At 45.5% G+C, this 24,848-nt stretch carries 20 protein-coding genes; 12 read left to right on the top strand and 8 right to left on the bottom strand.

All coding sequences use genetic code 11. From position 1 onward, the window contains the following. Window positions 1–73: 73 nt before the first annotated feature. Window positions 74–286 carry a hypothetical protein gene (locus ACE04G_RS00985; protein ID WP_237177136.1) on the top strand — a complete coding sequence of 71 codons (213 nt, stop codon included), beginning with the start codon at window positions 74–76 and terminating at the stop codon, window positions 284–286. Between the two features lie 136 nt (window positions 287–422). Here the strand turns inward: ACE04G_RS00985 and ACE04G_RS00980 are convergent, their stop codons facing one another. Further along, window positions 423–2,009 carry a choice-of-anchor I domain-containing protein gene (locus ACE04G_RS00980; RefSeq protein ID WP_449003473.1) on the bottom strand — a complete coding sequence of 529 codons (1,587 nt, stop codon included), beginning with the start codon at window positions 2,007–2,009 and terminating at the stop codon, window positions 423–425. Window positions 2,010–2,240: 231 nt separating this feature from the next. Between ACE04G_RS00980 and ACE04G_RS00975 the strand changes: the two genes are divergently transcribed. From ACE04G_RS00975 to ACE04G_RS00965, 3 genes are all read left to right on the top strand, one after another. After that, a complete protein-coding gene (locus tag ACE04G_RS00975; protein WP_339305237.1) occupies window positions 2,241–3,200 on the top strand; it encodes a helix-turn-helix transcriptional regulator in 960 nt (319 codons plus the stop codon). Between the two features lie 111 nt (window positions 3,201–3,311). Further along, complete coding sequence (locus ACE04G_RS00970) at window positions 3,312–4,514, top strand: MFS transporter (RefSeq protein ID WP_221824462.1); 1,203 nt, start codon at window positions 3,312–3,314, stop codon at window positions 4,512–4,514. Between the two features lie 191 nt (window positions 4,515–4,705). Next, a complete protein-coding gene (locus ACE04G_RS00965; RefSeq protein WP_221824460.1) occupies window positions 4,706–5,149 on the top strand; it encodes an Hsp20/alpha crystallin family protein in 444 nt (147 codons plus the stop codon). 134 nt (window positions 5,150–5,283) lie between these two features. Here ACE04G_RS00965 and ACE04G_RS00960 read toward each other — a convergent pair whose 3' ends face one another. Together ACE04G_RS00960 and ACE04G_RS00955 are read right to left on the bottom strand one after the other, a co-directional pair. After that, window positions 5,284–5,841, bottom strand: coding sequence for a DUF1697 domain-containing protein (locus ACE04G_RS00960; RefSeq protein WP_221824458.1), 558 nt, complete (start codon window positions 5,839–5,841; stop codon window positions 5,284–5,286). Between the two features lie 34 nt (window positions 5,842–5,875). Further along, window positions 5,876–6,526: a hypothetical protein gene (locus tag ACE04G_RS00955; protein WP_449003474.1), complete on the bottom strand. Its 651-nt coding sequence runs from the start codon at window positions 6,524–6,526 to the stop codon at window positions 5,876–5,878. A gap of 349 nt (window positions 6,527–6,875) precedes the next feature. On the opposite strand from ACE04G_RS00955, the gene ACE04G_RS00950 reads away from it, so the two are divergent. Next, complete coding sequence (locus ACE04G_RS00950) at window positions 6,876–8,453, top strand: DUF1593 domain-containing protein (RefSeq protein ID WP_397376295.1); 1,578 nt, start codon at window positions 6,876–6,878, stop codon at window positions 8,451–8,453. A gap of 85 nt (window positions 8,454–8,538) precedes the next feature. Here ACE04G_RS00950 and ACE04G_RS00945 read toward each other — a convergent pair whose 3' ends face one another. Continuing rightward, window positions 8,539–9,102: a TetR/AcrR family transcriptional regulator gene (locus ACE04G_RS00945; RefSeq protein WP_221824453.1), complete on the bottom strand. Its 564-nt coding sequence runs from the start codon at window positions 9,100–9,102 to the stop codon at window positions 8,539–8,541. After that, complete coding sequence (locus ACE04G_RS00940; protein ID WP_221824451.1) at window positions 9,095–10,309, bottom strand: MFS transporter; 1,215 nt, start codon at window positions 10,307–10,309, stop codon at window positions 9,095–9,097. Before ACE04G_RS00940 ends, ACE04G_RS00945 begins: the two co-directional genes overlap by 8 nt. Window positions 10,310–10,527: 218 nt before the next feature. On the opposite strand from ACE04G_RS00940, the gene ACE04G_RS00935 reads away from it, so the two are divergent. After that, on the top strand, window positions 10,528–11,334 hold the full coding sequence (locus ACE04G_RS00935; RefSeq protein ID WP_449003475.1) for an alpha/beta fold hydrolase: 807 nt from the start codon (window positions 10,528–10,530) through the stop codon (window positions 11,332–11,334). 25 nt (window positions 11,335–11,359) lie between these two features. Further along, window positions 11,360–12,343, top strand: a complete 984-nt coding sequence (locus ACE04G_RS00930) for a sensor domain-containing diguanylate cyclase (protein WP_449003476.1) — start codon at window positions 11,360–11,362, stop codon at window positions 12,341–12,343. Between the two features lie 130 nt (window positions 12,344–12,473). Here the strand turns inward: ACE04G_RS00930 and ACE04G_RS00925 are convergent, their stop codons facing one another. After that, a complete protein-coding gene (locus tag ACE04G_RS00925; RefSeq protein ID WP_449003477.1) occupies window positions 12,474–13,961 on the bottom strand; it encodes a right-handed parallel beta-helix repeat-containing protein in 1,488 nt (495 codons plus the stop codon). 102 nt (window positions 13,962–14,063) lie between these two features. Between ACE04G_RS00925 and ACE04G_RS00920 the strand changes: the two genes are divergently transcribed. After that, window positions 14,064–14,720, top strand: coding sequence for a DUF2625 domain-containing protein (locus ACE04G_RS00920; RefSeq protein WP_307416601.1), 657 nt, complete (start codon window positions 14,064–14,066; stop codon window positions 14,718–14,720). A 153-nt stretch (window positions 14,721–14,873) separates the two neighbouring features. Here the strand turns inward: ACE04G_RS00920 and ACE04G_RS00915 are convergent, their stop codons facing one another. Next, window positions 14,874–16,214 (bottom strand): MFS transporter, encoded by a 1,341-nt coding sequence (locus ACE04G_RS00915; RefSeq protein WP_221824443.1) that lies wholly within the window; start codon window positions 16,212–16,214, stop codon window positions 14,874–14,876. A 286-nt stretch (window positions 16,215–16,500) separates the two neighbouring features. On the opposite strand from ACE04G_RS00915, the gene ACE04G_RS00910 reads away from it, so the two are divergent. Further along, window positions 16,501–16,884 carry a VOC family protein gene (locus tag ACE04G_RS00910; protein ID WP_221824442.1) on the top strand — a complete coding sequence of 128 codons (384 nt, stop codon included), beginning with the start codon at window positions 16,501–16,503 and terminating at the stop codon, window positions 16,882–16,884. 63 nt (window positions 16,885–16,947) lie between these two features. Here ACE04G_RS00910 and ACE04G_RS00905 read toward each other — a convergent pair whose 3' ends face one another. After that, window positions 16,948–19,599: a cation-translocating P-type ATPase gene (locus ACE04G_RS00905; protein ID WP_221824440.1), complete on the bottom strand. Its 2,652-nt coding sequence runs from the start codon at window positions 19,597–19,599 to the stop codon at window positions 16,948–16,950. A 310-nt stretch (window positions 19,600–19,909) separates the two neighbouring features. On the opposite strand from ACE04G_RS00905, the gene hcp reads away from it, so the two are divergent. The 3 genes from hcp to ACE04G_RS00890 all read left to right on the top strand — a co-directional run bounded on the left by hcp (window position 19,910) and on the right by ACE04G_RS00890 (window position 24,767). Then, a complete protein-coding gene (gene hcp / locus ACE04G_RS00900) occupies window positions 19,910–21,202 on the top strand; it encodes a hydroxylamine reductase (RefSeq protein WP_221824438.1) in 1,293 nt (430 codons plus the stop codon). A gap of 299 nt (window positions 21,203–21,501) precedes the next feature. Beyond that, window positions 21,502–22,884: a PTS transporter subunit EIIC gene (locus ACE04G_RS00895; RefSeq protein WP_221824436.1), complete on the top strand. Its 1,383-nt coding sequence runs from the start codon at window positions 21,502–21,504 to the stop codon at window positions 22,882–22,884. A gap of 257 nt (window positions 22,885–23,141) precedes the next feature. Beyond that, window positions 23,142–24,767 carry a helix-turn-helix domain-containing protein gene (locus tag ACE04G_RS00890; protein WP_221824434.1) on the top strand — a complete coding sequence of 542 codons (1,626 nt, stop codon included), beginning with the start codon at window positions 23,142–23,144 and terminating at the stop codon, window positions 24,765–24,767. Window positions 24,768–24,848 lie beyond the last annotated feature (81 nt).

Below are 24,848 nucleotides of genomic sequence, written 5' to 3'. Positions count from 1 at the left end.
GTTCGTTATGCTTAATTATGGTATTCTTGTAAATATAAATTAATATGATATGGGAAAGGGGAAAACTTACATTATGGATGGAGTTAGTAATTTTGGTATTGCTGGGATTATAACGCTATTAATTTTCTTTATTATGATTGGTCTTGTATTATATCTGGTTTTCTATCTTGTGATGAAGAGGTCTGGCGTCAAAGAGGAAGTATCCGCATTAAGGATGGAAGTACGAGTATTACAAGAGGAAGTAGAGCGGAACAAGCGGGAATTGGAAAATATAAAGTCTCGTTAACTTTTCGAACCACTAGTTGTGGATACGCGGAATGGTGTGGGTACAACAGGATGAGAGGATAGGGGCTCTTCGCCCCTTCCCGCTCAATACAGTGTGAAACGTTCAATTCAGCCTTTGCATACCAAGGACACTTGATCTATTTCTTGGCAAAAAAACTAAGTGTTCCGGTGCTTTCATCTGCACTCACAAACAGGCTGCGTCCGTTAACACGATGAATTCCTTCCGGTGATTCTCCGGCTGTAGGGATCAGACCCAGGTAGTCCAGATTGACCGGATCAGCAAGATCAAAGAACAAAATCGCATCTGCCCGTTCAGAAGCTACGGCTGCATATGTTGTACCGTCTACGGTAGCAACGGTCAGGTTCTCCACTTCACTTCCCTTGTTGGGACTGCGATCATCCGGATACAAGCCGACCATAGCGGTTGCCTCGTCAATGAGATTTTGGCTATCGTACATTCGCTGGCCTTGCAGATCCCAGACAGCAATATTACGTCCGCCTGCTTTTACACCGTCCTCAAATTCATTCTTGCCCAAGTCCCCTTCATTGGCTGTCAGCAGGTATTTACCATCTGCCGAGAAAGCAATTCCATCCGGTTCATAACGAGCGGTCAACGTCTCTTTAAACTGAACGATACCATCATCTTTCAGATCTGCATGATGTGAAGTGGTACCCAGAGCGAAGATTGAGCTGATTTTTTTTGTCTCCAGATCTACAATGGCAACGACATTGTTTTCCTGTAACGTGATGGCTGCTGTTTTACTATCTGGACTAATGGCAACATACTCTGGTTGTGGATCATGCGGATAGATGGCACCTTTTACATTGTCCAGAGAGACCGGTAAGTTGGTGATCTCGCCCTCCAATACATTCCCGCCAGCAAAAGATACTACCATAATGCTACCCGGACGTTTAGTGTTGGCATAGTCAATTTCATCGGTAGCTTTATTCAGCTCCTCATCCTCTATCGCGATCACCGCATGCAGACCGTCAGGTGACAGTGCAATCGAGTCAGGACCAATGCCCAGTTCATACGTTTTGACGGTTTTGTAGGTTGTCAGATCCACAATGGCAAGCAACCCTTTGTTTGCTTCACTGTCTGTGTCCCCTGTACGAATGACAGCCAGACCGTATTTACCATCTTTGGACACGGTTACGCTTGTAACTTCAGCTTTGGCGGAGAGGTCATGGAAGCTGACTGTCTTTAATACGTTGATGTTTTTCAAGTCAGCAATGTCCAGTACGGAAATGCTGCCATTGTCTGCTTCGGTTACGAGCAGGCGCTGTCCATCTGGCGTAGAGGCTGATATTTCCGCTTTGCCACCAGGCATCTGAAACGATGCGGTCTGTTCAAAACCGGTTTTATTTTGTTTCAGGATCAGTTGATCCGTAATTAATTTTAGCGTTTGTGAAGATACATACGTTGTACCTTTGGTGATGTAGCTTTTACTGTCCAAAGGGGTTTTCACACCGTTGATGGTGGCTGAAGACGTCCCTACAGGAAGTTGTACTTTAGTATCTGCGATCTGGATATCAACACTGCGACTGCTTCCGTTCCATGTGACCGTACCCTGCATATTTTGGATGGCTGTGCGCAGTACGACATGATCATTGGTGGTTTTAGTTGCGTCAGCGGCATGAATCATTGATGTGTAGCTGGTTGCTCCTGCGGTAAGAATGGCAGTCATCGACAGAACGGCGAGCCATTGATTTCTCTTTTTCAATGTTCCAGATCCCCTTTATCGTTTCGTGTGTAATGAGTTGTACAATTGTTTTAGTATAGGGAGCTTATGTTAAGGAGAGGTAAGAGAAGTCTGCGATTTGTGTAAAACATGTTACCTTTCCAACTAGCCGAAAAGAAGAAATTGCTGTAGAATTAATTGAGAATCATTATCAATTAATTCAGATATTCTTTACTGACAAGTCTGATCAAGATATAGGCGAGGTGAATACCCATGCGCACAGATGATGCATTAGGCGTAGTATATCAGCATTACCTGACCCAGGAACCTTACAGTCAGCAGGATGAACATACGTATCTGCTCTCTCCCAAGGCGGGCAGTGGTAATATTAAAAGAGTAACGACATACAGTGGCATTGAGATTTTATATTCCCAGGTTGAATATCATCAGCCGTATCCAACGTATTTTGCGTCCGAGACACCCATTGTGGAATTGCAATTTGCCTTGTCAGGAGAGCGAAATGTGGATATATCCGGTCAGGATTATTCATTATCGATAGGGCAAGGGGCCCTTATTTTTATGCATGATTTCAAAGCGTGGTTTCATCCTCCGGCAAGGGAGCTGTATACGTCCTTTTCGCTGGGGATTCCGGTTTCTCTGTTCAATTATGCTGCGGCGCAACTGGGCAGTTTCAAGTCGATTGCGTTTAATCAGGTGTTAGGGCGAAAAGTGTTTAAGCCAATTGTATTTCAATTGGATAATCGGATACGAACGATGATCGACAGTTTGATTGTGGAATTAAACAATAGTTATCGATCCTCCTTAATGATGGAAGCGACAGCCTTGGAGATCTTGAATCGATTTATGATCCAATTGTTTGATCTGGCGCCAATTCCCGCGGGATTCTCCAGAGAGGACATCCGGAAGTTACATACGGCACGGGAGATTATGGAGGCTAGTATGGTAGATCCTCCATCTTTGCTAGCATTGTCCAGACAGGTGGGTCTTAACGATTTTAAATTAAAAAAAGGATTCAAGGCACTTTTCGGAAGCACGGTGTTCGAATATTTGCGTCAGGTTCGTCTCGACAACGCCATGAAGTTGTTGCGCAATCAGGATAACAACGTCACCGAGGCCGCGATTGCGGTCGGTTATAGTAATGTCAGTGCCTTTTCGCAGCAATTTTATCGCAAATTCGGCGTGAAGCCCTCTGAAATGAAAAAGATTTATTAATAAATCCGTCTTGCCGTGAATTTTTCCGTATAGAGGCAGTGGGGATTCTCTCAGCCTTGTATACTCCAGGTACAGTGGATACTGTACTGAAATATAGAGGAGTGTATAAGCATGAACAGAATCAGAGGAAGTATTTTTTTTAGCGTATTCGCAGCCATGTTGGGTCTGATGCTGATTGCACCCATTATGCCACCGCTTATTCGGGAGTTAGGCATGAAAGAAAGCCATTCCGGTCTTATTATTTCGCTGGGGTCCATTATGATGGCTGTTATGGCTCCGGTATGGGGCAGATTCAGTGATCTGAAGGGCAGAAAACCCGTCATATTGATTGGATTCATAGGTATGGCTGTTAGCTGTGCGTTATTTGCTATGGCATTGTATGGAGGATTGAATGCATGGATCGGAGGAGGCGTATTGCTTACCCTTCTGATTGTGACGCGCAGTCTGATCGGCATGTTTATTCCGGCCGTTCTCTCTTCTGCCCAGGCCTATATGGGTGATGTGACAGAAGGGAAGGAGCGGGCAAGCGGGATGGCCATGATCAGCGCTGCGAATGGACTTGGCCTTGTATTTGGACCCGCCATTGCAGGAGCATTTACTATCATCGGTCTGCTGTGGCCTCTTTATTTTGGCATTTTTATAGCGATCGCTGCATTTATTATCGCTTTGTTATTAATTCCAGCAGCCAAACCGGTCATTCAGGCAAAGCCGCCTAAAGTCAACCCGTTTCAACGTGGATTACGAATGTATCTTGCTGCGGGTTTGGTTACGATGATTGGCATCATGACATTGCAAGTTGTCGGGGGATTTTATTTTCAGGATCAACTGGCTCTATCACCAGCCGCGACGGCCCAAATGGTTTCGTTTGGACTCATGTTCTCTGGAGCAGCCATGTTGATCATGCAGGTCATTCAGATGAAATGGTTGAAATGGCAGCCACGTCCAATGATTATGCTCGGGTCCCTTTTCTTGATCGCAAGTATGATCCTGTTTCTGGTCTTCAATGTGTTACCCATGTATTATTTCTCATTCTTCCTGTTCGGCATGGGTTCGGGTCTGATGATGCCGGGGTTCATGGCAGGTGCTTCGCTCGCGGTCAGCAAAGAACAGCAGGGAGGTGCGGCAGGGTTGGTAGCAGCGATTCAAGGGATATCTGCCGTCATTACTCCGTTACTTACAACGACACTCTACCAGGTGGATAGACATATTCCATTTATGTTCGTAGCTGTTCTGGTCGTCTTGCTGGCAATCATGATGCTGGGAATGCGGAAAAATGAATCCAATACTGTAGCGGACGCCATTCATTCGGTATAGTCAGAAAAAGTCAGAAGGTCAAAAAAGGTCAAAACGAAAGAAAAAAGGATCTATTTTAAAATAGTGAACTAAGGTGTAAGATAATCGTTTTATTTCGACTTTTACGGACTTTGAGCCTGATTTGCGCTGGTATTATAATAATCCATGTAAGCAACAACAATACACCAACCACACAAAAGGAGCTGATTTTCATGTTTGATCTGATTCCGTTTCGTAAACGAAATGAAGACCCATTCGGACACATGTTGAAATCCTTCAATGACATGGTTGAGACCTCATTCCTCTCCCCTTTTGGAACTGGCTCCCAGCCATTTCGGACCGACATTCGTGAAGAAGTAGACAAATATTCGGTTGAAGCCGAGCTGCCGGGCATCGCCAAAGAGGATATAGACATTCAGGTTCAAGGTAATGAATTGATTATTCGTGCCAAACGCAATGATGTGGTGGAGCAGAAGGATGACTCCAATCGCATCATTCGGCAGGAACGCCGATCCGGTGAATTTATCCGACGTTTCTATGTTGATCATATTGATGAGGAGCACATTAAGGCCAAATTGGAAGAAGGTGTGCTGAAGCTCGAGATTCCGAAACGTCCTGGTGATGATCAATCTCGCAGACGCATTCAGATTGACTAATACACAGTGGAAAAAAATAGTTTCCTAACATGGTGAAAAGCATGCAGGAGACATCCATAAGGATGTTTTCTGCATGCTTTTTTTCATATGAATTGGACGATACACAACTGACTATCCATTGTGCTGGTTCCGAGTTATTTCTCTGCTGCTGCTTGCATCAGGGCATATATCTTACGTGTGGTATTCACGTTTCTTACGGTCATATAAGCATAGACTTTGGACCCCACAAGCTTGTTCATGCCACTTTTGGATGCATCTTCTCTGCTGACTGAATACAAAATGGCTCCGGGAACATAGATCAGTGTGCCGATTTCCGGTTTGATGGGCAGCTGGTCCAGCACGGTGGGCTCATTGATCTCGTCCCAGAGGAACATCACATCACTTTTGGCGGTGTCATCATTAACCCATTCTTCTGGCAGTGCCTGAATAACGCATTGAACTTCATCCATATTCCGCACCATTACCTTGATCTGTAAGCCAAAATCAGCGGCGATGGCCTGTTCTAACAAAAGGGATATCTCCCTATTTGCATCGGCACGTTCCTGATGATCGGCAAAAATAATATTGCCAGAGTTGATATAGGTAACGACGTCCAGCATGCCTGCTTGTTCAAACGTTTCTTTCAGCTGCTTCATATTGATTTTATTGTTCCCGCCTACATTAATGCCCCGCAACAAGGCTACATAGTTCATAGGGATGCCCCTCCAATTCCTTCAATTCACTGTTTTAACAAAAGGACAGATACTCGAACAGATGTGCAGTATACTCTTCTCCCAATAGATCCTGCAATAAAGGTTCAACTTGCTCCAGATACTCGGGCTTGGTTTCATAGGTTTCCTCATCTTTTACTTCTCCGGCATAGGTGCGCGCCGCTTCAATCAGGATGGCTAGTGCACTGAAAAAGTCTGACAGCGAATCAGCAACACGGTTTGGTTCTCCCCCTGTAAAAGCCGCATATACAGGAGAGTTCGGCGATTCAGTATCTACAATTAACGGATCATCGTTAAAGTTTGCGATGACGACGTGATTTTTTGGCCAAGTGGAGGACTCCTCATAAGGTTCATTCATGCCAATCCAGCGGAACCCCAGTTGCTGACGAAGCAGATGTTCAGGTGCCACAAAGGAAATAGTTGCGGCATCACCGATCTCGACGGCGGCATTTTTCATTTTGAATGTACCTTCCGCATCCGCATCCATCATTTCATAATGACTGTACAGATACTGAAGTTCTGGAGAAAGAGGTATTCGTGTATCCACTTCCGGCTGGTGATGTTGTTCGCGTGGACGCAGATCATGATTTTGGAAAAGTCCATAAGATTCATTATATAAATCCTGCTGTTCCACCAAACGGCTCAAGGCCGCATCCAGTTGTTGCATGATGTCTGAGTCCTCCTAATAACATTGATATAATAACAGGCCGATTCGTTTGATTCTTGGCTATAAGCATTATACTATATCAAAGATAAATTCAAAAAAACATTTGAATACGTTTACATTCATGAGTGGACATGATATACTTTCACTCAATTAAGGATTGTTACTGCTTCGGGCAGGCAAAACCTGAACATCACTATTCGTGGACTTTGTTCCATTCATATTGTTGTTCGGGTTTTTTTTGCATTGATCCCAACCCAACTAACGTCACGCTGTACAGAAGAAAGGGGAGCATTATAACAAGAGAAAATGGTTTAATATTTTTGCCGCAGGTTGTCTCAGTGTAATCCTGGTGATTAGTGGATGCGCATCCAAAGCGCCAGAAACCGCAAGTGACACACCGAATCAGCCGACAGAACAGACAGAGAATGAAACCCAGGAACCTGCAAACAACCAAACTGCCAAAGGCAGAACAGTGATTACAACCGACGGTGAAGTGGATGATATGAACTCGGTCATTCGTTTTCTCTTGTATTCGAATGAGATGGACCTCGCCGGAATTGTACTAACCAGTTCGGTGTATCATTATGCTGGAGACGAGGAAGCGGGGATCAAACCGTTCCGGTGGACAGGCACACAGTGGGTATACGACATGATCGATGCCTATGGCGAGATATATCCCAACTTGTCCAAACATGCGGAGGGCTATCCGGAGCCAGAACAGCTTCGAGCGATGACCAAGATCGGTAATATTTCCGATAAAGGGGAGATGGAGAAGGAAACCGAAGGTTCCGAGTTCCTCGAAACTCTTTTCCTCGACGATGACTCCCGTGATCTGATTGTTCAGACCTGGGGTGGCACCAATACCACAGCCCGAGCGCTGAAATCGATTGAGGAACAGTACAAGGACACGGCTGAGTGGGAAACGATTCGCAAAAAAGTCAGTGATAAACTGGTCCTGTATATCATTCTGGATCAGGATGACAGCTACAACGAATACATTGCGAAGAATTGGCCGGATATCCGCATTCTTAATGACCAATCGAACTTCTGGCATTTTGCCTATGCATGGAAGATGCATGCCGAAGAAGTGAACAGCAAACTTCATGGTGACTGGATGATCAAGAATATTTTGAATGGACATGGCAAGCTGATGGATATGTATGCATCGATGGGTGACGGCAAAATGATCGAAGGCGAACTGGCCGAAGAACAGCGGGGAAGTGCTGAATATCTCAAGAACAATCCACAATATGACAAGTACGATTTTATATCCGAGGGTGATTCTCCTTCCTTCTTTTATCTGATCGATAATGGGCTGCGCAGTATGGAAGACCCTTCCTACGGCGGTTGGGGTGGACGCTTTGGCGTCGTGAACGACAAGCTGTTTAGAAACAATGTGCTTGATTACGATCCCTATACGAAACGGTATGAAGCCGAGTACTCTTTGATGAGATGGTTTGACGATATCCAGGATGATTTTGCAGCACGTGCAGATTGGGCAGTTGCAGACACTTACGAAGGTGCCAACCATAATCCGTCATTAACGATTAAAGAAGGGTTGGATCTGAGTGTTAGTCCTGGGGAGGAAGTTACTCTTCACGCGGAAGGCACAGACCCGGATGGAGATCAACTGACGTATACGTGGTGGAGATATTTCGAAGCGGACACATATGAGGATTCCAAAGTAACACCGAACAAAGTTCAGCCTGAAATGGCGGGTGATCTGCAGCTTGGATTACATCGTGAACTTGCCAAGGATGAGCAGGTGGATACGATAAAATTGCAGGGCAGTGACACCGAAGCGGTGACATTTACCGTTCCTGACGATGCCAAATCGGGTGATACCCTTCATATCGTTGCCGAAGTACAAGATGATGGAGAGCATCAGTTGAAGCATTATCAACGTGTGATCCTAACCGTAAAATAAAGAAATAGAGGGGTTGTCCCAAAAGTCATCAACATGGCTGGTGGGACGCCCCTTTTATTTGTGTAATCTCATCGTAATCGATTCATTAACGTTGGATGCCTGACCAGAAGACATTCCAGGTGATCGCCAAAGCTAGTTCATAGGATTGCCGTGTCTCATACACGAGCTGTACATCCAATCCATCCATCACGGTGACAAAGGCTACGGTGGCTTCTTCCGGACTCAGGCGTATATCGGAATGTCTGGTAAATACGGCTGCCAGCTCTTCCTTCAGTGTCCCGAGGTACGTTCGATACTGGGCCAGTACAAAATCATGCACCTCCAGTGGTGTGATAAAGGACAGGATATACATAAAAGCGACGTTTGGATGAGTTAGAAAGCGATTTTTGTGTTCATGCAAAAAGGCATATAACTGCTGATCCAGAGTTTGGGTAACAGACTTACTGAAAAATTGGCGTACAAACTGTTGTTCCTCCTGCACAACTTCCTCATATAACTCCAGCAATAACTCTTTTTTGGATGAATAATGATAAGCCAGAGATTGCTTGCGGATGCCTGCCTCTTCGGCAATCTGCGCCATCTTGGTCCCCTCGTAACCCAGACGATTAAAATGTTGAATGGCAATTTCCTTGATTCGTTTTTTACTCAATGTCTACCTCCAGTTGGCGAGCTGTATACCTCTGCTGTTTTTGGGAGTATACCAAATATAACAAGATATATACCACAAAAATGCCTATAGAGATAGCATACACCACCGTATAGGAAAATGCAGAAGCCACCACGCCCAGAATCAACGAACCACCACCAATTCCGAGGTCAAAGAAGTTAAAGAAGGAAGCCATCGCACTTTCGTGCTCATGTTCTTCTACAAGATTCACACACCAGGTCTGAATCGCCGGGAATATGGCACCAAAACCAAAGCCGTATAACGCACCGGCGATCAGGAATTGCACATCACTCTGGGCGATAATCAGAACCAGTAGCCCCGCGATTGCAAACACGGCAGAAGGTAACAACACGGAACCTGGTCCCCATCGATCAAACATTTTCCCCGAGAACAGTCGAACGGCGAAGCTGGCAATGGCGACGATGAAGAAAAACCAGGCTATATTCTCAAACCCTCTTTCCGCAGCGAATAAAGCCACAAAAGACATGATCGAACCGGCTGCAATACCAACGAGCATAATGAGAAGGGAAGGGAAGAGTACCTTCTTTTCAATCAGTTTCACCGAAGGGACATGAGTTTGCAGGGACTCGCTACTACCTCCTGTTTTCGGCTTTCTGGATACAAACACTGTCATCAGGAGAGCTAACAGCAAAATGCACATACCTCCCATAAACAGGCTCTGGTAGTCGTACCTAAACAACAAGCTTGTTCCAATCAATGGACCGATGGATATAGCGACCGTCTCCCCTACGCCGAAATACCCCATACCTTCTCCCCGGCGATCTCTTGGTATGTTTTCAGTGGCAATCGTTGCAAAATATGTCGTTGCCAAACCAAATCCGAATCCGTGGATTACTCGAAATACAAGAATCATCCAAATACCTGACGATAGGTAGTATGCGCCTGTCATTAATGCACAGATAGTGATACCGATAATTAACAGAACCTTTTTATCTATTCGAGCTGCCAAAACCGAAGTGAAGGGTCGAATCAAGATGGCGGAAAACATAAATACGCCGGTAACAAGCCCGATTTGGGAGGCTTCGCCACCAAGACTTGAGACAAACAAAGGCAAGGTGGGAAGCAACATCTCAAAGGCCATAAACAATAATGCGTTGGCTAACATGATAAATAGGAATGATCTACCCCAGAGTTGCTGAGGAGTTGGGCTGTGTGTTGAAGTAATCATGGTTTTCCTCCGTAATGTTGATCTCTGTCGCGCGACATGTTGAACCGATTTTACCTGACGATCGTCAGATTGTAAAGTGCGTATTCAGAGCAGGGTTCATGATTTTTTGGTAGGTGAGAGAAGTTATTAATAATTTTTAAACCATATCCCAACATTTTCCGGTATAATAATCAGATAAAATGATTCAAGTGAATACTACCTCGGAGAGGTGATATGCAATGACGGTTGATATACTTGTAAGAAATAATGTTAAGGTACTTGGCTCGGGTAGCCAAACGATTGTATTTGCTCATGGTTTTGGATGTGATCAGGATATGTGGCGTTACATTATTCCAGGTTTTATGGAGAACTACCGTGTGGTGTTGTTTGATTATGTTGGATCTGGCGAATCTCAAATTAACTATTATGATGCTATCAAATATAGCAACCTTCAAGGATACGCCCAGGATGTGCTGGAAATTATGGAAGCGCTTGAGCTAAAGGACACCATATTTGTAGGGCATTCCGTCAGCAGTATGATTGGTATGCTGGCATCAATTCAGAACCCCAAATATTTCAAAAAAATTATAATGTTAGGGCCCTCCCCACGTTACGTGAATGATCTGCCGAATTATTATGGAGGTTTCGATCGGAATGATATCGATGAATTGCTTGAGATGATGCAGATGAATTTTATTGGGTGGGCGAGTTATCTGGCACCCATTGTGATGAACAATCCGGAACGGAAAGAGCTGACGGAAGAGTTGGAGAAAAGCTTCTGCTCCAGAGATCCGCATATTGCGAGACAATTTGCCGAAGTGACGTTTTTATCTGACTGTCGTATTGATCTGGAGCAGGCAACTGTGCCAACATTGATTCTTCAGTGCTCGGATGACAGCATTGCCCCGGTAGAAGTAGGGGATTATTTACACGCTCATCTGAAGAATAGTAGGTTGCAACAGATGACGGCTAAGGGACATTATCCGCATCTAAGTCAACCGGAAGAAACCATCCGAATGATCAAGGATTATTTAACGAGCGCATAAAACGCGGAAGAAAGGCAGTTATTCCATGGATATACAATTAGATCTGGCTCCCTGTGGATACTTCTCTATCTCTGATTCGGGTGTCGTACAGTCGATGAATCAAACTATGCTTACGATGCTTGGATATGAACGCGATGAGCTCATAGGGCAACATATTGAATCCACCATGTCGGTGAGCAACAAGGTGTTTTTCCATACGTATTTCTATCCCTACATCCAGTTATATGGACATGTGGACGAGATGTACTTCACGTTCCGTACCCGTGATCAGCAGGCTGTTCCTGTTCTGCTTAACGGTGTTCGCCAGACCCGTAACGGGGAAAGCGTGGTAGATTGTGTCGTTGTAGTCATGCGTAAGCGAATCGAACATGAGAAGGATATTTTGCATACCAAAACGAAGCTACAGGAGCTGTATCAAGCGACGCAAGAAGCGAACAAGGAGCTTGAACGACTGCATGAGGAATATAAAATTAAAGAGCAGGCGTTAATCAAAGTGAATGATCAGTTGGAGACACTGGCCTCCACCGACTTGTTGACAGGATTGAAGAACCGCAGGTTTTTCCAGGAAAAAATGCTTGAAAGTTTAATGATGTTCCAGGAGAAACAACGTTATTTCTCCCTTCTCGTTGTGGACATTGATCATTTCAAAAGCATTAATGATACGTACGGACATCCGATCGGAGATCTGGTGCTCGGCAATCTGGCAGGGCTGCTGCAAACGGTATCGCGAAGTACGGATGTGGTTGCACGTTACGGTGGAGAGGAATTTGTTGTCATTCTTCCAGATTGTGAAGAGGAGCAGGCGATTGGTATTGCAGAACGATATCGTTCACAGGTTGCTTCAGCCGACTGGGGTGAATATAACATTACTGTGAGTATCGGTGCGGCCACTGTAGTAGAGGAAGATACGGAACAGACCTTGTTCCAAAGAGCGGACAACGCCCTGTATGCCTCCAAAACCGGAGGACGAAACCGGGTGACACATGCAACTCAGATGGTAAGAAGTTAAGGATTGGATTGCATCAAAAGAAAGCAAAAAGGAGCCTGTGCATGATGAGGGAGATAATCCCACATGCACAGGCTCCTTTTATTTGCGTGACACAGATTGACTAAGTTGAGATGGCAGACTCAGGGTTAATTTATCGCGGAGCAAGGTAACCATACGCCTTAGCCGGAGAGTTCGCCTGAGGACGAAAATCTTCGTTGGGTTCATCCATAAATGCTGGGTTCACATATATGGAATGTGCATCATTGCCAGATCCCTTGATGTAGGCGGCGATGCCGGAGTAGGATTTATTTTTCCAAACCCACAGGGCGTCTTCCTGCTCACCTGGTGAGTAATAGACATTATGGTCAAACACATTGCCGGTATTGCTAGTATATTCGTTGTATATCAGTACTTCCGAGCTGCCCGATACGAGAATGTTACGCATGAACGTATTGTTCTTTGTCCGTGACTGCATGAATAACTGTCCATTGCCTGCATTCAGGGTATCATTCCCCACAAGTGTATTGTACATAATGTTGCTATCCTCGGTAGCTCCTCGTTCCTCGTCATAACCTCCCATGGCAATACCCGTCAATCTGTTGGAATAAATCAGGTTATCACGAACGGTAATGTTGCTGGTTGAACGTCCGGCATGCTCTGAGGCAATCTCAATTCCGATATCGCTCCGGTATACCCGGTTCTGGTCGATGATATGATCTTTCCCGCCATCAACATAGATGCCGCCCGCCGAGTTGGTATCATTGGGCAGGTCTTTACCGTAGGAGGGATTGTTATTGGACGTAATATCGTATACTTCGTTGCCTCGTACAATGCCGTTCCGAGCCTGATCGTACGTGTCGTCCTCGGACGTACCCTCGTACCCGATCAGATCAATACCAATATTGTCGGAATCATGGATGATATTGTCCTGTATGGCAAAGGTATCAACATTACCGTTGACTGCGAGTGACTCGCTTGAACCAAGTGTAAGATCATACAATTCATTACCCTTGATAATGATATCGCGTAATGCTTGAGGGTGCTCTGTGCCATAAATGGCAATCCCGTGGGCATCCCTGCCCCGCAAATCGGGACCTTCAGGAGTTGCATAATTAGCAATCGCGTGTATGGTGTTGCCTAACAGCTGAATATGCTCACCTGCTCCGTGGACATAGATCCCGGTTGGAACTTGGCCCCCAAGTGTGGTTGTAAAATTACGAATTTCGAGATTTTGAATCGTGATATAACTGGCATTTTCAATTTCAATTAACCCTTCAATGCCCCGGACAGATAAACCCTTACCATCAATGATAACCTGCTCCTGAGGATAACTTGAAAATAGGGTTGGATTAGCGGAAGAATTACCGCTCTTGGTGATTTTGACTTTCTGATGATAGACACCTTCACGCAAATAAATCGTGCTTCCTGGCGAAGCATGGTCGGCTGCGTGCTGCAACGTTTTCCACGGAGATTGAATGGTTCCTTTATTCGAGTCGTTTCCTTGGGGTGATATGTAATGGATGACCTGGGGATCAGACTTTTGAACAGAAACGGGTTCCTTCATGGCAGATGTATGATTCTGACAACCGGATACGAGCACCATCAGAATCGGAATCATAAGTATAACTACGCGAATCAAATCGTTTCCCCCTTGAATTTAGCTTTGAAGATAGATTATAGCAGATTTGAACGGGTTAATAACCCATGATATGCTCTTATAAAATCAGCGAGGAGACTGCTCATGAATACATTAACGATAGCTGAATTAGTAGATCGGGAGAATCACGCATGGGAAGAACTCAAGGAACTCCTGGCTAGTGGGCAAAATACATATGTGTATGTTCCAGCAAAACAAGAGGCTGGAGAGGATACCCTCTATCGTCTGCAAATAAGCACCAAATCCTATTTGGGGGCTGTTGCTTATGAGACAGAAGGTATTGTACTGGACCATGGCTGGATCACGCTGCTTGGTGCGGGTGGTGACAGTACATCTGGGAGTCTCACCAGTTGGAATGGTGTAAGTGAGCAACCTTGGGTAGATGTGCTGGAAGGTATGATGGTCGTTGCATATGATGCGGCAGGCGGTTTCTTCGGACTGGATACAGGCAAGTATGGCCGCACGGGACACATATATTATTTTGCACCGGATACACTCGAATGGGAATCGACAGAACTGGCATATTCAGGTTTCATCAACTGGCTGGCGAATGGCGATCTGGAGCAGTTCTATCAGACCTTTCGCTGGAAAGGCTGGCAAGAGGATATGTCTCAGCTCCAGACAGGACAAGTATTCGCGTATTACCCACCACTTTGGACGCAGGAAGGTGGCGGCGAGAGCAGCAGTAAAGCCCCAATAAGCATAATGGAGGCCTGGAAGTTCGCACTGGACGGTAAATAGTGGAATGCTGCTGTGGGGTGAAATCAGGAAATTAACCGGTAAGTTCAAGTTCATTAAGTGATCCACTTTTAAAAAAACGGCATTTCTGTTCCAAACTAAAAAAGGCTCGCGCTTGGCGCAAGCCTTTTTGTTCTGAACTTTAAACCTCAATTATCAATTGTCCAATGTAACAGGTTTAATGCTTGAGCGTGAAGCTCTGCTATGCCAGACGGTTAGCCCGAGTGAAACAACGCAGATGAACAACAGACAAGCATACACCACATGATAAGCTTCCTCCACTGAGACTCCCGGAATGCTGTGCAGCAGCAGTCCACACACGGCTACAGACACCGAACCACCGAAGAATTGAATCAGTTGTAACATGCCCATACCGGAACCTATCTGGGCTTTGGGCAGCACTCGTGACGCTTCATTATTCAGGGAAGCCATGGAGGCTGACAGTGCCGGTGAGAAAAAGAGATAACCACTGGTAATGATCAAGGCGGATTGATCCAGTCCGAGCATGAATAAGGCAAGTACCGCTGCGAGCAGGGTGTGTCCGATGATCATAAATCGCATATTGCCATAACGGTCGATCCAGCGTCCAACGAAACGGGTGCAGAATGCTGCAACAATAGCTCCAGGAGCAATCAGCAAACCAATGGCGAGCGAAGAGCGCCCATATAGATCAGCAAGCACAAGCGGCATCAAAAACAGATTGCCCAGATTCACCACCAGCACGCAGAATCCGATAAGGATTAACCGGGTGTATCCCGGCGTTTGGAACACTTGTGGATTCACAAACGGAAGACTCGCTTTCCGAATATACAAGAGGTGTGCAACAAGTGAGATAACGCCGATGGCAAACCAGAACCAGGACTGCTGGGTGATTGCGACGAGAAGTGTAGTTGCGTTAATGACGGTTAATATGGCACCAATAACATCGAACGGCTGATCTGTTTTGACGGACTCACGGGGGAGAAAATAGAGCAATATAGGCAGGGCGAGCAGGACAAGCACGGTTATGGCAAAAAGTCCGTTCCAGCCCCAGTACTCGCTAATGAGTCCCCCGACAATGGGGCCAAGTCCAAAAGCCATAGCGCTACCTGATGAAATCAGCGCGATGGCAGCTCCGCGTCGTTCCACCGGGATGTAACGACTTGCAATGACGAGACCCAGCCCGGCCATAACTCCTGCACCCGCAGATTGCAGAATGCGTGTCAGTAACAGGATCGCGAAGTTATGCGCGAACAATCCGAGCAATGAAGATAACCCCAGGATCAGAAGCCCGACCGTTAACAGTTTGCGTACCGGGATACGGTCTGACAATCGACTGTAGATCACCGTCGACAGGGCGTAACCAATCGAATAACTTGAGATGACCCAAGACCCCAGGTCTGAGGTGATTTGAAGATCATGAATAATGACTGGCAAAGAAACATTGAACATGGTGGTATTCATCACAACGATGAACAAGCAGCACGTCCAGAGTGGCATGACAATTTTATCTTTCACGGTACCATTCCTGTCTTGGGTATGAATATGAATTCGGATAGAATCTTTAATAGATATTTGATGAAAACCAATATATCATTTTACACCCCATTTCATCATATGGCAATAATGTCATAATAATTCATTCGGATGTGATGAGCATAGAAAGATATTAATAATAAACAATAGACGGATTTCCTGAATTTAACTAAAATGATCATTGAAGCATACATAAGCAGATGGATCAGCGGTTAGGTAACTAGATATATAAGTAATTAGCATGTTGAAAATGAAGGAGATTATACCCATGACTCATGCATTATTAATGTCCCACAGCGTATTTCCGACGCTTGATATGAATCGAACCGCGCAGTTTTATGAAGAAAAGATGAGCTTTCGAGTCGTCGAATATCTTGATGCCGCAGAACCTCATGTCTGCCTGTATCGTGATCTGACCGAGATTATTTTAACTCAAAGCAATGGACAGAAAGTTATACCCAACAGAGAATTATATGGCTATGGATATGATGCATATTTTATTACCCAGAACCAGGAAGAGCTTCAACAGGAATTGATCAACGCAGATGTGAAAATCGTACGAGTCCTCAATCATACAGACTATAATAACAAGGAGTTTGTGATCGAGGATATTGATGGACGCTGGATCGCTTTTGGCATTAAACAGGGATAATTAGATACATAAACAGGCGCTCCGATAACGGGCGCCTGTTTGTGCATGTTATATCTACAAATCTTATGCCGCAGTAACTTGTTTACCGCGATTGCGAATCCACTTGATGACATCCATCAGAATGACGGCAGCAAGAGCAAGTCCGCCTGCAATCAGGAACTCATTCCAACCGAATGTATCCGGGATAGCGAAGACACCGCGAACACCTGGAATCAGTGTGATTGCATAGAGACAGAGACATACCAGAATGGAGCCAAGCACGAATTTATTGGTCATGAAGCCCACCTGGAAGATGGTCTGTGTATTGGAACGTGCTGCAAAAGTTTGCAGACTGCGTGCCAGAATCAGGGTGGTGAAGGCCATAGCCACACTGATTTCCTCCGAGATGCCAAGTCCAATATATTGGGACACAATAACAGCTGCACCAATCAGGACACCACGTGTAATCACAGCCTGCAGGGTTCCACCTGCGAAGATACCCTCGTTAATGTCACGTGGTTTACGCCGCATCACATCTGGCTCGGGTTTCTCTGTACCCAAAGCAATGGCAGGCAGAGAGTCGTTCACCAGATTGATGAACAGCAGCTGAAGGGCCGTAAATGGATTAACCCAGCCGACGATCAGGGCAAACAAAATGGCGATAATGGCGCCGAGGTTACCGGCAAACAGGTATGCGATGGCTTTTTTGATATTATCAAATACCATCCGCCCAACACTGACCGCATTCACGATGGAGACAAAGTTATCATCCGTCAGAATCATGGCAGCCGCATCCTTGGCGACATCTGTTCCGCTACCCATCGCTACACCGATGTCGGCCTGTTTCAGCGCAGGTGCGTCATTAACTCCATCTCCGGTCATGGCTGCAACTTTGCCTTTACGCTGCCATGCACGCACAATCCGGATTTTATTCTCAGGTGATACCCTTGCGTAGACCGAGATGTGTTCGAGTTGTTTATCCAGCTCCTCGTCAGACATTTTGTCCAGTTCGGCTCCGGTAATGGCGAGATCATCCGGTTCGGCAAGGCCGATATCCACACCGATCGCCTGAGCCGTCGTTTTGTGATCTCCGGTGATCATGATGGTGCGAATGCCCGCTTTTTTGGACTCTTCAATAGAGCCATATACCGCTTCACGCGGTGGGTCAATCATCGCTGTCAGACCAACAAGTGTCAGATCATGCTCGTCATCAATGGTGACCTGGTTTTTATCATCGAATTTTTTGTACGCGTAGGCCAGCACACGGAAGGCTCGTTTGGAGAAGGCCTCATTTTTTTCTTCAAATTGTGTGCGAATCTCAGGTGTGAGGGGCTGAACCTCACCGTTGATAAACACATGACTACAGCGACTGAACAGCACATCCGGTCCACCTTTAGTCAGCAAAGCCGTCTGTCCCTCGAAGGTATGCACCGTACTCATGAGTTTTCGATCCGAGTCAAAAGGAAGCTCAGCTTCACGCGGGAACTGGTCACGGATTTCATTGTAATCCTTGTTCACCCGGTTGCTGAAGGCAATGAGGGCCACTTCGGTAGGATCACCCAGTTCCTTGCCTTCCTGATTAATATTCGAATCATTGCAGAGCACTGCAATATGTAACAGACGTCGTTCCTCTTCTGACCACTGATCGGGATCATCAGGGAATTCATCCTTGGTACCATGGGGAATGTAATAATCCACAACGGTCATCTTGTTCTGCGTTAGTGTACCTGTTTTATCGGTACAGATGATACTGGCAGAACCGAGAGCTTCCACGGCAGGCAGTCTGCGAATGATCGCATGTTGTTTGGCCATCTTATTTGTTCCGAGTGACAATACAATGGTCACAATGGAGGATAACGCCTCAGGAATGGCAGCAACCGCAACAGCTACGGCAAACATCAATGCATTTACGATGGAAGGCCCGATATTCTCCGTACCTTCGGTCAACCATACACGACCGGCTTCAATGCCAAAGATGAGAATCGACAAGCCCAGGATGAAAAAGCCCAGTTTTTTGCTGAATGATTCCAACTTGCGCTGTAATGGCGTGTTCTTGGCTTCGGCATTTTCAATCAATTCAGCAATTTTGCCGATTTCTGTTTTGAGAGCCGTTCCTGTAATGACAAGCATGCCCCGTCCATATACGACGAGTGAGCCACTAAAGGCCATATTGCGACGATCTCCGATTGGAGCTTCATCCGGGATGGTATCGGCGTGTTTCTCCGCAGCTTCGGATTCTCCGGTCAACATGCCTTCGTTGATTTTAAGACTACCTGATTCCAGGATACGGCCGTCTGCCGGGACATAATCACCTGCATCCAGCATAACAATATCACCGGGAACGAGTTCCCTCGCTGGAATGGTTTTTTTCTGCCCGTCACGAATGACCTTGGCTTCAGGTGCAGACATTTGTTTCAGCGCGTCGAGCGAGCTTTCGGCTTTTTTGGTCTGCACTACACTGATCACCGCGTTGAGCAAAATAACCAGGAAAATGATCAACGATTCAATCAGGTGTCCAAGAACAACCTGTACCGCGGCTGCAATCAGCAGCACGATGACCATCGGATCTTTGAAATTTTCGAGAAACAATTTCCAGACTGGTGTTGCATCTTTACCTTTTAACTCGTTATATCCTTCCGTTTCAATTCTCTTGGCAGCTTCGGAGGTCGTAAGTCCCTTGGAGGAACTCTGTACATCCTGAAGGGTTTCCTCCGCACTGTGTCTGTAATGTTGCAATTGACCAGCTCCTTGAATATTAGATTTCTCTGTGTATTACCCTTACGGGCAAAATCTAGAATCGTTTCATTTTCGTATTTTTTTAAGATTATGGATTTATACGTTTTTTAGCTGTACACAGTATTTTTCATAATGATCCGAGATATGCCTTTTTTCGAATGTTATTATTTCCAGTTTGGATGAAAGTCTGGAGAACCATATATAGATATTGGATCAGAAACTGTGTGCACCATCACACTTGCTCATATCAGGGTCTGTTACGCTATTCCATAACGAACTACGTTTAATCTAAGTTTGGAGGGGAAACCATATGTTTTGTTATCAGTGCGAACAGACGCCGAGTGGCGGGTGTACCGTGGTAGGGGTATGCGGCAAAAACGAAACAATCGCAAGTTTGCAGGATACGATGATTTTTGCGTTAAAAGGCATCGCTGCTTATGCAACACATGCACGCCAGTTGGGATATTCTGATCCTGAGGTGGATCGGATTACACATGAGGCATTATATATGACATTAACGAACTCGAATTTTAATGTACAGGAACATCTGGAGATGGCGATGAAAGTCGGCAATGCAGCAATCCGCATTATGGACGTGCTGGATCGTGCGCACACGGACCGCTTTGGTGTACCGCAACCGATTACGGTTAGCCAGAATCAGATCGAAGGACAGTGCATCGTGGTAACAGGGCATAATCTGTATGCATTGGAGGAGTTGCTTCGTCAAACTGAAGGGAAAGGAATCAACATCTATACGCACTCGGAAATGTTGCCTGCGCACGGTTATCCGGCGCTGAAGAAATACGCCCATCTCAAGGGCAATATCGGCAAAGCCTGGTATGATCAAAGAAGACTTTTCGAACAATTCCCGGGTGCTATTCTTGCAACAACCAACTGTGTCATGCCGATCAAAGGCACATATGCAGACCGCTTCTTCTCATACGAAGTGGCGGGTCTGGAGGGGGTTGCCAAGATTATGGATGATGACTTCTCAACGCTGATTGAACGTGCATTATCTCTGCCTGCGGCTAATGTACAGTCGGAGCAAGTCTTAACGACAGGATATCATCATGAGACCGTGATTGGGCTTGCGCCCGAGATTATTCAAGCGGTGAAAGACGGGCATATCCGTCGATTCTTCGTTATTGCTGGTTGTGATGCGCCAGGCAAAGGTGGCAACTACTATCGTGAACTCGCGACATCTTTACCGAATGATACTGTAATTCTGACGACATCTTGTGGCAAGTTCCGCTTCAACGATGTGGATTATGGTACGGTTGGAGACACGGGGATACCGCGTTATATCGATCTGGGTCAATGCAACAATTCCGGTTCTACGGTGAAAATTGCAATGGCTTTGGCGGATGCTTTTGGCTGTACTGTGAACGAGTTACCTGTCAGCATTGTGCTGTCCTGGTTTGAGCAAAAAGCAGTTGCGATCCTGCTCGGCCTGTTCAGCCTTGGCATTCAGGACATTCGGATTGGACCGAAACCGCCTGAGTTCATATCGGAAGGTGTCTTGGATGTACTCGTGGATATGTTTGGACTGAAGTTAATTACAACAGCAGAAGAAGATATGAACGCGATGTTGGCACTGTCATAGGATGAGGATGTATATTTATGTGCATCGCCATCTGATGACTGTGAAGTCGGTTGTGAGTATGAAGAGTATGACTCATAATTAAAGATGGATAAGAGCCTACATAAGAGTAGGCTTTTTTTGCTACGTAAACAATGTCATAGGTCCATATACCTTGTATAAATGAACATGCAATGTAAGGGGAATTAGTTTTTTTATCCTATTGAAGTTTTTTCATGGAAATGTGTATATAGATAGAGGCATATTAGATCATAACACATCACAAAACACGGGTTTACCGTAACATGAGGAGATTGTACATAATGCATAACACACAGATTGAAGATTGGTTGAAACTCGCAGGTGGCAAGGAGAACATCAGGTTCGTAGAACACGATAAGGGCACAACGACGCTGGTACTGAAGGACAGTACACAATTGAACATGTCGGCTCTTGCCTTCGCAGATGTTGTAGCAGATATTCGGGTAACAGGTGAGCAGTGCCATCTGGTAATAAGAGATGAATCTTCACTTATCTACAATACGTTACTGGGTATGGACACTTGGGAATCTACAGGGACAGGGTTGCAGGAAGAAGGACACACGAAGAAGAACAGATTCTCGATCTTACATTTTGTATCCGATGTATTCAGGCCCTTGATGCCTGCGATTCTCGGAGCCGCTGTTATTAAAATTATAGTCGCCATTATTGCGTTAATGGATACGTACAGTTCTACGGACTCTTCTGCGTTGATGGACAGCCAGACCTTTACGATCTTCAGGATCATTGGAGACGGTGTATTTTATGTACTGCCTGTATTGGTAGCAATCAGCACAGCGTATCGGTTGAAGAGCAATATCTATGTTGCAGCATCTATTGGCGGACTCATGTTTTATCCGGAGATGACCATGCTGATGTCGGGGGAAAAAGAGGTGCATTTCCTGGGTTTGCCACTTGTGTCCCAGCCAGCTTTTTACTCTACGCCCATCTGGGTCATTCTCACGATCTGTGCAGGGGCCTACCTGGAAAGAGTCGTTGAACGATGGAGTCCAAAATTCTCCAAAGGGATGGTTGCTCCTTTCCTGACGTTACTGGTTCTTGTTCCGTTAGTATTGATGATTCTTGGTCCAGTCGGCACCTGGATTGATGAATATCTGCCGGAGGCATTGGATTCACTAGTAGCTAATGCTCCAGTGTTGTCGGTGATGTTACTGGGAGCAGTCTTCTCGCTAATATTAATTATGGGATTACACTACTGGCTGATTGCCATCATCATTAATGAAATGGTTATGAATGGTGGTTCTATGGTGATTGCTGCCATGTTAGTGGCGATTGTAGGACAAGCAGGGGCTGCGCTTGCAAACGGAATCCGCTCGAAAGAGCCAGCATCCAGAAGACTTGCTTTCTGGGCAACGGGAACAGCGCTCCTTGGAGTGGTAGAGCCTGCATTGTATGCAGTCAACATGAGAAAAAGATCCTCTTTCTACGCGGCATTGCTGGGTGGAGCTGCGGGTGGACTGTATTTTGGATTATTATCTGTCAAGGCATTTGCTATGGTGGGGAATCCGAGCTTGGTCAGCCTCCCGCTCTTCATCGAAGAGGGTAGCCTGAATCTGTTACACACATGCATTGGTGTGGTTATTGCGTTTGGTGTCTCGAGTGGACTAACGTATTGGATGGCAGGAAAAGGACAGAAACGGGGATAGGGGTGACCGAAACCCAGCATTGAGTAATACGTAAAACGTACTAATTGAATAAGTAGTATTAAAGTTGTAAGAAAGAGCCTGTGCCTGATGGTACCGGCCTTTTGTTGTTTTTGTATCTGAATAATACAAGTATGAAATGCTCAGTAGCTGTCCACCATTTTATTCAAGCCATAGCTTGTTGGTTATGGAGTTGTCATGTATTTTGATATAGTGAAACCTATAAATCTGGATTACTAATCCCTTTGAAAGGATAACCTATGTCTGACAACATGGAATGGATTGCTCAATGGAAGTCAACGGATGCACTAAGCAACGCATGGATAACGAAAGGCGAGCTGCATCAGTTTTTCAGTCACACCTTGATATTTATCATTGATGGAGAAGCGATCTGGAATATAAATGGACATCGAGTTCACGTCTCCTATGGAGAATTAATTGCGCTTGAAGAGAACTCCGTAATGGAGGTCATTGAAGGTGGCAACCTGGATCTGGCAGGCTGGCATGTTCAGTTCGATACATATTCGGTGCTGCATGATAGGCGGGAGGCTGAGAAGTTCGAATGGCATTTACCATCAGGAGAGGCGTATCAGAAAGTGCAACTGTCCGGTGGAGGTTTGGCAAGTATCATTCAGCATTGGAGTGAAGCGCATTCACAGGAACAGAGTGCAGAAAGGATTGGCAATCAGCATTTGTTATATGAGTTGTTGAGTAATCTATATCGGAAACAGCCGGATAACGAGTTGAAGCCAGAACACGGTATACTTCGCTCCATTGACTACATGCAGCAGCATTATGATCAGGTCATTACACGTACACAGTTAGCTCAGATCGCCGGTATTAGTCCATGGCATTATTCCCGCAAATTTAGTGAGCGATATGGTAAGCCACCTCTGGATTATCTGGCCCACTACCGGATCTACCGTGCGCAGGAAGAACTGTTATTAACCGCTGCAACCTCTCAGGATATTGCCAAAAAGACTGGATTTGAAGATGCTCATTATTTTAGCCGACGCTTCAAACAGTTGACTGGCGTATCACCTAAGATATATAGGCAGACGATGACGCAGCGCAAGATCGTATCACTTTCTCCAATCTGTGCAGAAATTATGATTCATCTGGGTGTCATCCCCCATGCCGTAGTGGTCACCCCAATCCTGCTGTTCCCACATCACCATGAACAATTTATAGCGCATGGAGTGCAGATGCTGGAGGTTACACAGTATGAGGTGGAGATAGAACTTGTTCGACAAGTTCAACCGGAGATGTTGATAGGAAACGTATTGACGGAAGAGGTCAAAAGGGAGCTGCGCACAATTGCACCGATTCTAACCGGACTTCATCAAGATGTAGAACCCATGCTCGATCAATTGGCAGCCTGGTTTCTCAAAGAAGAAGAGGCTTATAGACTGCATCAGCAGATGAAACATGAAGTCAGCTTAGCTAAGCGAAAGTTGCAACCCATCATCCAATCCGCGTCCACTGTCATGCTGCTGAGGGTGGAAGCGTTTGGTTATCGATATCTGGGTGGGCATTCACACGGGGTATCACACTTGTTATATGAACAGCTTGGATTAACACTGCCGCAAGCACTGGATTCAGGTACAGCATGGTTTAACCCTTGTTCGCTGGACCTGCTCACACAAGCCAATCCCGATTATCTGTTTGTGGAAAAGCGGATTATGCAGCACTTCAGTGCTGAAGAAAATATGAGGAAACTATGGGAGAGTCCGCAATGGAATGACCTGAAGGCTGTAAAAAATAATCGGGTATTTTACGTCGATACTCACCTGTGGGTAGACGGTCACGGAATTACGGGACACACTCTGATTCTCAATCAGATCGTTCGCTACCTTACGGAAACACTTCATGAGAGAGCACAATAATCCAACTAAATACGCACGATATGCTATGGAAGCAATAATCCTTCTTTGATATTATTTGATAATAATTATCATTATCAATAT

It is taken from the genome of Paenibacillus sp. AGC31 (assembly GCF_057334655.1).
This window is presented reverse-complemented; position numbering and strand designations above follow the sequence as displayed.

What these genes read in the sequence shown, in the direction of transcription:
- hcp (WP_221824438.1), top strand. Translation starts at nt 19,910, where the DNA reads ATGTTTTGTTATCAGTGCGAACAGACGCCGAGTGGCGGGTGTACCGTG.
- ACE04G_RS00975 (WP_339305237.1), top strand. Translation starts at nt 2,241, where the DNA reads ATGCGCACAGATGATGCATTAGGCGTAGTATATCAGCATTACCTGACC.
- ACE04G_RS00910 (WP_221824442.1), top strand. Translation starts at nt 16,501, where the DNA reads ATGACTCATGCATTATTAATGTCCCACAGCGTATTTCCGACGCTTGAT.
- ACE04G_RS00960 (WP_221824458.1), bottom strand. Translation starts at nt 5,841, where the DNA reads ATGAACTATGTAGCCTTGTTGCGGGGCATTAATGTAGGCGGGAACAAT.
- ACE04G_RS00985 (WP_237177136.1), top strand. Translation starts at nt 74, where the DNA reads ATGGATGGAGTTAGTAATTTTGGTATTGCTGGGATTATAACGCTATTA.
- ACE04G_RS00895 (WP_221824436.1), top strand. Translation starts at nt 21,502, where the DNA reads ATGCATAACACACAGATTGAAGATTGGTTGAAACTCGCAGGTGGCAAG.
- ACE04G_RS00890 (WP_221824434.1), top strand. Translation starts at nt 23,142, where the DNA reads ATGTCTGACAACATGGAATGGATTGCTCAATGGAAGTCAACGGATGCA.
- ACE04G_RS00970 (WP_221824462.1), top strand. Translation starts at nt 3,312, where the DNA reads ATGAACAGAATCAGAGGAAGTATTTTTTTTAGCGTATTCGCAGCCATG.
- ACE04G_RS00935 (WP_449003475.1), top strand. Translation starts at nt 10,528, where the DNA reads ATGACGGTTGATATACTTGTAAGAAATAATGTTAAGGTACTTGGCTCG.
- ACE04G_RS00955 (WP_449003474.1), bottom strand. Translation starts at nt 6,526, where the DNA reads ATGCAACAACTGGATGCGGCCTTGAGCCGTTTGGTGGAACAGCAGGAT.
- ACE04G_RS00930 (WP_449003476.1), top strand. Translation starts at nt 11,360, where the DNA reads ATGGATATACAATTAGATCTGGCTCCCTGTGGATACTTCTCTATCTCT.
- ACE04G_RS00920 (WP_307416601.1), top strand. Translation starts at nt 14,064, where the DNA reads ATGAATACATTAACGATAGCTGAATTAGTAGATCGGGAGAATCACGCA.
- ACE04G_RS00940 (WP_221824451.1), bottom strand. Translation starts at nt 10,309, where the DNA reads ATGATTACTTCAACACACAGCCCAACTCCTCAGCAACTCTGGGGTAGA.
- ACE04G_RS00965 (WP_221824460.1), top strand. Translation starts at nt 4,706, where the DNA reads ATGTTTGATCTGATTCCGTTTCGTAAACGAAATGAAGACCCATTCGGA.